This window comes from Microseira wollei NIES-4236, assembly GCF_020521235.1.
GTDB lineage: Bacteria > Cyanobacteriota > Cyanobacteriia > Cyanobacteriales > Aerosakkonemataceae > Microseira > Microseira wollei.
Map to the genome: position 1 here is coordinate 1 of NZ_BLAY01000818.1, position 220 is coordinate 220.

Sequence of the window (220 nt, forward strand, 5' to 3'; positions counted from 1 at the left end):
ATAAATCAAAAGTTATCTATGCCGTGCCCCTACTATAACGGCAATATACAATCTTTGGGGATAAATCAAAAGTTATCTATGCCGTGCCCCTACTATAACGACAATATACAATCTTTGGGGATAAATCAAAAGTTATCTATGCCGTGCCCCTACTATAACGACAATATACAATCTTTGGGGATAAATCAAAAGTTATCTATGCCGTGCCCCTACTATAACG

General features: G+C 37.3%; 1 protein-coding gene. It reads left to right on the forward strand.

The annotated features are described in order from the left end of the window. Positions 1-18: 18 nt before the first annotated feature. On the forward strand, positions 19-220 hold a 202-nt coding region (locus MiSe_RS50585; RefSeq protein WP_226595173.1), incomplete at its 3' end, for a hypothetical protein.